This window comes from Clostridium sp. C8-1-8, assembly GCF_009928445.1.
GTDB lineage: Bacteria > Bacillota > Clostridia > Clostridiales > Clostridiaceae > Clostridium_AR.
Map to the genome: position 1 here is coordinate 40,271 of NZ_JAABNO010000037.1, position 7,833 is coordinate 48,103.

Consider the following 7,833-nt stretch of genomic DNA (forward strand, 5'->3'; position numbering starts at 1 on the left):
AATATAATTGTATTTATGTTATTGCTCAACAAATGTTTGGTTTGAAGGGCTAAATGGAGTTGTGTGGAAGAATATGAGGGAATGTATGGAAACGTGTATATATGCGTTGAATAGCAATGAATGAGCGGATATAATTTAACTGTATCAAAGGAAAAGATTCATATAGTTAAGCTCATGTCTATTTATTAGGGGGAAACCATGAAAGGTAAGTTTAAGTTAATATCCAATCTTCTAGTGGTAACATTTTTAGCGGTATCGTTACCAACTAGAGTAGTAGCAAAGGCGGCTGATCCGAGTACATTAATGGAAGGTGATACGCAGCAGAATGTTTCACAACTAAAGCTGGAAGATCAACAAGTGGCTGCTTTAGAATTAGAGAATGCTCAAAAAGAAAGTAAGATTGTAGGGGAAGTCAATGAAAAAAGGGATGAGAGTACGAAGTACTTCATGAAGGAAGACCATAGTTATGAAGCAGCAGTGTATCCTATTCCAGTACATTATTTTGAAGATGGTAAGTGGAAGGAAATTGATAACACTTTAGAGGAAACCAGTGATGATACCTTCAAAGCTGATGGTGTAAGTTCTGAAGCAAGTACTGAAAATGCTAGGAAAAGTAATGTACAAGCTACCGTAAATAAAATCAAAGATACTGATAAAAACACCTTGAAAACTAAACAAAATTCTTTTAAAATTTCTTTTGCAAAGGATACAAATAGTAAGAAGCTCATAAAGGTTCAAAAAGATAAGTATGAGCTATCTTGGGGAATTGATACTTCAAAAAAGTCTAACTCAGAGATAATAAAAGTTGATGAGACAAAGCTTAAAGCTGATATAAAAAAGGAATCAGAAGAAAAAGTAGAAAAAGATAAGAAATATGAAAAGTTAAGCAAAGCTGAAAAAAGTAAAGTTAAAGAAGTTATAAATGAAAATGAAAATAAGAAAGTTAATACTAAGGCAAGTTCCTCAGTAGAATATAAGCAGGTTTTAGAAAATATTGATTTAAGATATGACCTTTTAGGAAACAGCTTGAAAGAAAATATTATCATAGATAAACCTGTGGAAAACCTTAAACTGGATTTTAAGTTGAATTTTAAAAATTTAATTCCAGAAGTAAAAAAAGACAAAAGCATTGTCTTCTATGATGATAAGGATAAGACAAAAGCGATTTTCTCAATTCAAGTACCATATATGTATGATGCCAGTGGTGCTGAAAGTAAGGACATAGATGTAAAGCTGAATCAATCAGAAAACCAGTACATACTAACTATACAACCTAATGGCGAATGGTTAAATAATAAGGATAGAAAATATCCAGTTACCATAGATCCTCCTATTTCATCATCAATTGCTCAGGCGGATATAAAAGAAACCTTTGTATGTTCAAATGATACTTCAGATAAAAGTAATAATCAATATTTAAGGATGGGTAATACTCCAGGAGTAGGATATACAAGATCATATATGAAGTTTGTAAATCTACCAAAGTTAACTACTGGGGATATGATTACTAATGCAAATATGTATTTACTTAAAGAACCTACTGTTAGTGGAACCTTTTCTCAGATAAATGTACATAAAGTTACTTCAGCCTGGGAAGCTCCTAATATCAGATGGAATAGTCAACCTTCATATGACCCTAAAATAGTTGATTATGGAGTGCTAAACAATGACCAGTGGTATAAATGGGATATAACTTCTATAGCTAAGGAGTGGTATACCACTGGAACTAACAATGGCGTTATGCTCAAATATAATGATGAAAATGCAGGCCATACAGCCTTTTGGTCTTCGGACGTAAGTGATACTTATGTTAATTTGAGACCACGTATAATTTTTGATTATGTAAATAATTCAGGTCTTGAAGATTATTGGACATATCACTCTCAAGATATTGGAAGAGCTGGTACAGGCTATGTCAATGACTATAATGGTAATTTGGTTCATGTTCATAGTGATGTAGCTACAACAGGAAGTAAAATGCCAATCTCCGTAAACCATGTTTTTAATAGTAACAATAAAGACCAAAATATTGGATATGGCCTTGGATGGAGACTCAATTATGGTCAAAAAGTAAGTTATTATCAAAAAATAGAAAATGTAGATTACTATAGATATGAAGATGAAGATGGTACAGTTCATTACTTTAAATATGATTCGGCATCTGCAACCTTCAAAGATGAATCTGGCATGAATTTAACTCTAACTAAAAATGGTGATGGAACTTTTACTATTAAAGATAAGAAAGACAATCTTTTAAATTTTAATACTAGTGGTTTATTAGTGAATGTTAAGGATTCAAACGGAAATATGCTTAGCATAGCATATGATGGCACTAAAATTAAATCAATAACAGATGGAGCAGGTAGGGTAGTGATGCTACAGTATAATAGTAGTGGAAACCTATCACAGATAGTTGATTCAGCATCTAGAATAACAACTTATGCTTACAATGGAAGCTCACTTACAAGCATAACTTATCCGGATGCTAAAACATCAAGCTTTGCATATGATTCATTGCAAAGAATGACTGATACTACTAGTATAGATGGTTATAAAATAAAATATGGATACTATGATATGGCTCCTTATAGAATTAAGAGTATTTTAGAAACTCATAATGATGGAACCTTAGGAGAGCAACAAACCATTGAATATAGTAGAAATATAACTTATTTCACTGATAGCAAGGGAAGACGAACTACCTACCAGTTTAATAATTATGGAAATACAACTGGTGTAACTGCAAGCGATGGAAGTGCAAAGTATTATGATTATATTGATAATATAAATGATAGTAATAAGAACAAGACAAAATCAGAATCTAAGCTGCAAAAGACTAATACTAACCTTTTACTAAACCATAATTTTGAAGACAGTAATAATTGGAATCCGGGAACGTGGAATGGAAATGTTTCCTCTAAAGGATACGTAACTGAAGATAAATACTTAGGGAATCAATCCCTTAAGATAAATAGTACAACTGAAGCTGGTGGTACAGATTATGAACAAGCACTAACAGTTGAAAAGGGAAAAAGATATACACTTTCAGCATATGTAAAAACAGTTGGTATTCCTGTAAAGAATGATGCAGGTGCAAGCTTCTTTGTGGGGTATACTGATGCAAATGGTATCTGTCAATTTATAAGAAAATATATTAATGGTACTAATGATTGGCAAAGATATAGCTTTGATTTTACAATACCTGTAGATGCAAGAGATGGAATTTGGATTTCTCTATCGATGCTTAATAGTACAGGAACAGTATATTATGACTGTGTACAGCTTGAGGAAGGTTCTGTTGCAAATAGATATAACTTAGTTGAAAACTCCAACTTGATTTATGGTGGGGATATGCCAACTTATTGGAAAGCTAATAGTCAGCTGGATAGTAATGATAAACCAGTAACCACGGAAGGAGCTCCATACCCATCCGGAATTGGAAATAGAAGCTTTAAGATAGTAGGTAACGCAGATAAACAAAAGGCTTTATATCAATTCATAAACCAACCTGGGAAGAAAGGTGATTCTCTTGTTTTAGGAGGATGGCTAAAAGGAGCATCAGTGGCAACAGGTTCAGGTAAGAGTTTTGCTTTGAGTGTAGGCTTTCAATTATACGATGATACTTATGAATGGTATGGAATAGATATGCTAGGCGAAGTCAATGATTGGCAGTATATTGCTAAGAAGCTCGTAGCAACTAATGACTATAAGAGATTACTGTTTTATGTTATATATTATAAAAATGCTAACACTGCTTATTTTGATGGGCTTCAACTATATAAAGAACAGTTTGGTACAAGCTTTCAATATGATAGTAAGGGGAATGTAGTTTCAACAGCTACTTTAGCTAACCAAAACTCAAAGTTTGATTATGATGGAAGCAATAATTTGATGACTTCTACAGATCCAAAAGGTTCTCAGTTTAAATATGAGTATGATACTAAGCATAATATAACTAAGGCTACTACAGCAGAAAATGTAGTTTACAGCTTTACTTATGACAGTAATGGTAATCCTAAAACTGCAAAAGTAGGAGACAGTACTATATTTACTCAGTCAGAAGCTGGATATACTGCAAGTGGTAACTATATAAATAGTTTAAAAGATGCTTCAGGTAATACAGTTACTTATAATTATAATGAGACAAAAGGAACTTTGGATAGTGTAACTGATGCAAAGAAAACTACTACTTCCTATACCTACGATAGCAATGTAGATAGATTGCAGAGTGTATCAAAAACTGTTGATGGAACAATGATTAAAAATAGTTATGATTATGATAATGATAAAATAAAAGCTATAACCCATAATGGTTTTAGTTATAACTTTGGATATGATTCTTTAGGAAATAATACAACAGTAGCTGTGGGAAGTCAAAATCTTATAACGAACAAGTATGAATCTAGAACTGGTAAGCTCCTTCAATCAAATTATGGTAATGGCAATGGTACGGCTTTAGTATATGATAATGCTGATAGATTAGTATCCAAATCTACCAGCATTACTAATAGTGTAGGAGTAAATTACGACGGACAAGTAGAAAACATAGGTTGGCAACCTTGGGTTAGTGATGGAGCAATATCAGGAACTGTAGGTCAAGGATTGAGATTAGAGGCTTTAAAGGTACAACTTACTAGTCCTGTACAAGGAATGAGAATAAAATATCAAGCATATGTACAAAACATAGGCTGGCAGGATTGGGTTTATGATGGTAATATAGCTGGAACAGCAGGACAGTCTTTGAGAATTGAAGCTATGAAAATTCAGCTTGAAGGTGCTCCAGCAGGATATAGCGTCACCTATCAGGTACAAGTACAAGATATAGGCTGGATGGATCCTGTAAAAGATGGTGCTTTGGCAGGGACAACTGGACAAAATAAAAGAGTAGAATCCATTAAAATATCCATAAAAGTACCAAAAGTACAAGAATATAAATATGAGTATGATGCTAATAGTAATCTTGCTTATAAAGAGGATTCGGTAAATAATAAAAGTTTTAAATATACCTATGACTTATCTGATAGATTAACACAGGTAAGCGATAATAGCCAAAACACCGTAAGATATGATTATGATTTGAACAATAATATTAGTAAGGTTTTATCACAGTATTATGGTTCATCATATTTAACTTCATATGAGTATGATAAGGATAATAGGGAAACTAAAACTATAACCTCAAACGGGAATAGTATATCGAAAGCCTATGATTCTTTAGGGAGAATCACAAATAGGACTATTAATCCAACACTATACAATACTTCATATGCTTACAAAGCTGGACAAAATGGAGCAACTACAAGTCAAGTAGAAAGTATAAATAATAATGGAAATCAGATAAGTTATACCTATGATGCTAATGGTAATATTGAAACAATAACAGAAGGAAGCAATGTAACTAAATACTACTATAATGAATTAAATGAAGTTATAAGAGAAGATAATAAAGGCGCAGGTAAAACATTAACTTACAGCTATGATGCCGGAGGAAATATAACTTCGAAGATAGAATATTCATATACTACAGGAGCTTTAGGCGGATCAACCTCTACCATTAATTATGGATATGGAGATGCAAATTGGAAGGATAAGTTAACCTCATACAATGGCAAAAGCATAACTTATGATCAAATAGGAAATCCACTGAGCTATGATGGATACACTTATAATTGGCAAGCAGGAAGACAACTGAGTAGTATAAGTGGTAATAGTAAAAATTTAAGCTTTAGATACAATGATGATGGAATAAGAACACAAAAGACTTATAATGGAGTTACTACAAACTACGATTTACAGGGAGATAAAGTAGTTTACGAAAGTAATGGTACAGATAAATTGTATTATACTTATGACAGTTCGGACAACCTTGTTTCAATGAATTTAAATGGCGTAGAATATTTCTACATAAGAAATGCGCAAGGTGATATAATAGGCTTAATAGATAAGACTGGTACACAAGTAGTATCATATACCTATGATACTTGGGGTAAGGTTATATCTATTGATGGAAGCCTCAAGGATAGTGTAGGAGTTAAGAATCCGTATCGTTACCGAGGGTATCGCTATGATAGTGAAACAGGATTGTACTATCTTCAAAGTCGTTACTATAATCCTGAATGGGGAAGGTTTGTTAATGCAGATACAATAACAGGAAGTACAGGTGAGTTATTAACCTCAAATATGTTTGCTTACTGTAGGAATAATCCAGTAAATATGGTTGATGATGATGGATATTGGCCAAAGTGGGCAACTAAAGTGCTAATTGGCGTTGGGGCTATAGCAATTGTGACCGCCATAACAGTAGCAACAGGAGGTGCAGGAGCACCAGTAGCGATTGGCTTATTACAAACGGCACTTGGTGGAGCTGCAGGAGGCGCAGTGTTTGGTGGTGCTATAGGATTAGCTACAGGTGGAGTCAAGGGTGCAATTAATGGAGCAATAGACGGAGCAGCAACTGGTTTTATGTATTCTGCGGTAATTGGAGGGGTATTCGCTGCGGGCGCTAAAGTAGCAAAAGCAGCTGAAAAGTGGAATATTGTAAAATATGCAAAAGACTCGCTAAAGTTTAGATTTCAAGGTAAAACAATGACTGCGTATATGGATAAAAACGGTTATTGGTGGAGTAAAGACCTTGGTGGTCATGGTGGTTCTGCTTATAAGGTATATAGAAAAGTAGGTAAAACACTTCAATGGGTACACGATGCTGATATAAATGGAAACTTTATTGAAGGTAAGTTCAAAGGAGAAGTAGGTAAAATTATTAAACTTAATTAGAAACGGTGGTGAAAATAATTGTATATATCAAAGAGTTTAGCGTTAGAGTTATTTCAGAATGGCTTTAAAAGGCCAGCATATCAAGACATGTATAATAATTATGATTTTTTTGAATACGATAACGAGGAATGGGTATTAGGTGGTAAAATTCTTCCTTCAGGTGATATCTTGTCGCCAGAAGATATATATAAGAAAGGCACATGGTTACCGAGTGCTTATGATTTAATGTTATGGCTCGAGGAAAATAACTTTACATTTAATTTAGTATTTAACGGAGAAGTACATTCATGTATTGCAAAAGATAATCGAGGTACGGAGTACAAAGGTAAGGGTGCTAATATTGAAAATGCCTTATTCAATGCTATAATGAAAGTATTAAAGCATCATGGTGGAAATCTAATAGAGAGAAAGTATGATATAGAAAATGGACAATATTTAGGAAAAGAATAATGCTTTACTTAAAAAGTTGAGAAGTAGATACTTAACAATCAGAATGATACAGTAAGTCAATAAGTAAAACCACCACGCAATGATGTGGTGGTTTTTATATAATGATAAAAAGTTATTCTGACCACAAAAGACAATAGGAAACACTACATAAAAGTAAAATACATAAGCTTATTACTACATAGCTTTAATTACAATAAGTTTTATAAAGAAAAGTAATTGCATAATTAGAATTCTGCAGTGAGAGGTAACCATGTAAAAGGTCAACAGGTACTAAAAATACTTGTTGGCTTTTCTTTATGTGCAAATTAATGGTAAAGTTAAGAAAGAAATATGACCATTAGTGCATCATTATAAAACTAATAAAAATCAGTAGAAACATACATCAAACTATTGAAAATGCTAGATATAATGGAAACTTAATGATGCTACAGGTTTTCTAAATCATTGTAGAAACTAAGCTGATTTGGCAAAAGCTTTTGAAACGGACGGTTCTAAGTTCATTAGTTTTAACAATGGGGTACTGTGGCCAGTCTTTCTAGACCAGTTATACCAATGGATTTCGAGTTTGAGAAAATTGGATAGATACCAAGACTTTGGAGTTTGGGTAAA

Annotated in this window: 2 protein-coding genes; both read left to right on the plus strand. The window is 33.1% G+C overall.

Going from position 1 to position 7,833, the window contains the following annotated elements; all coding sequences use genetic code 11:
- The first annotated feature begins 198 nt into the window (after positions 1 to 198).
- Positions 199 to 6,774 (plus strand): DNRLRE domain-containing protein, encoded by a 6,576-nt coding sequence (locus tag GXK57_RS23605; protein ID WP_160680471.1) that lies wholly within the window; start codon positions 199 to 201, stop codon positions 6,772 to 6,774.
- Positions 6,775 to 6,792: 18 nt separating this feature from the next.
- Positions 6,793 to 7,224, plus strand: coding sequence for a hypothetical protein (locus tag GXK57_RS23610; RefSeq protein ID WP_160680472.1), 432 nt, complete (start codon positions 6,793 to 6,795; stop codon positions 7,222 to 7,224).
- The last annotated feature ends 609 nt before the right edge of the window (positions 7,225 to 7,833 follow it).

Excerpts from the sequence above, each read along its gene's own strand:
- GXK57_RS23605 (WP_160680471.1), top strand. The coding sequence starts at position 199 with ATGAAAGGTAAGTTTAAGTTAATATCCAATCTTCTAGTGGTAACATTT.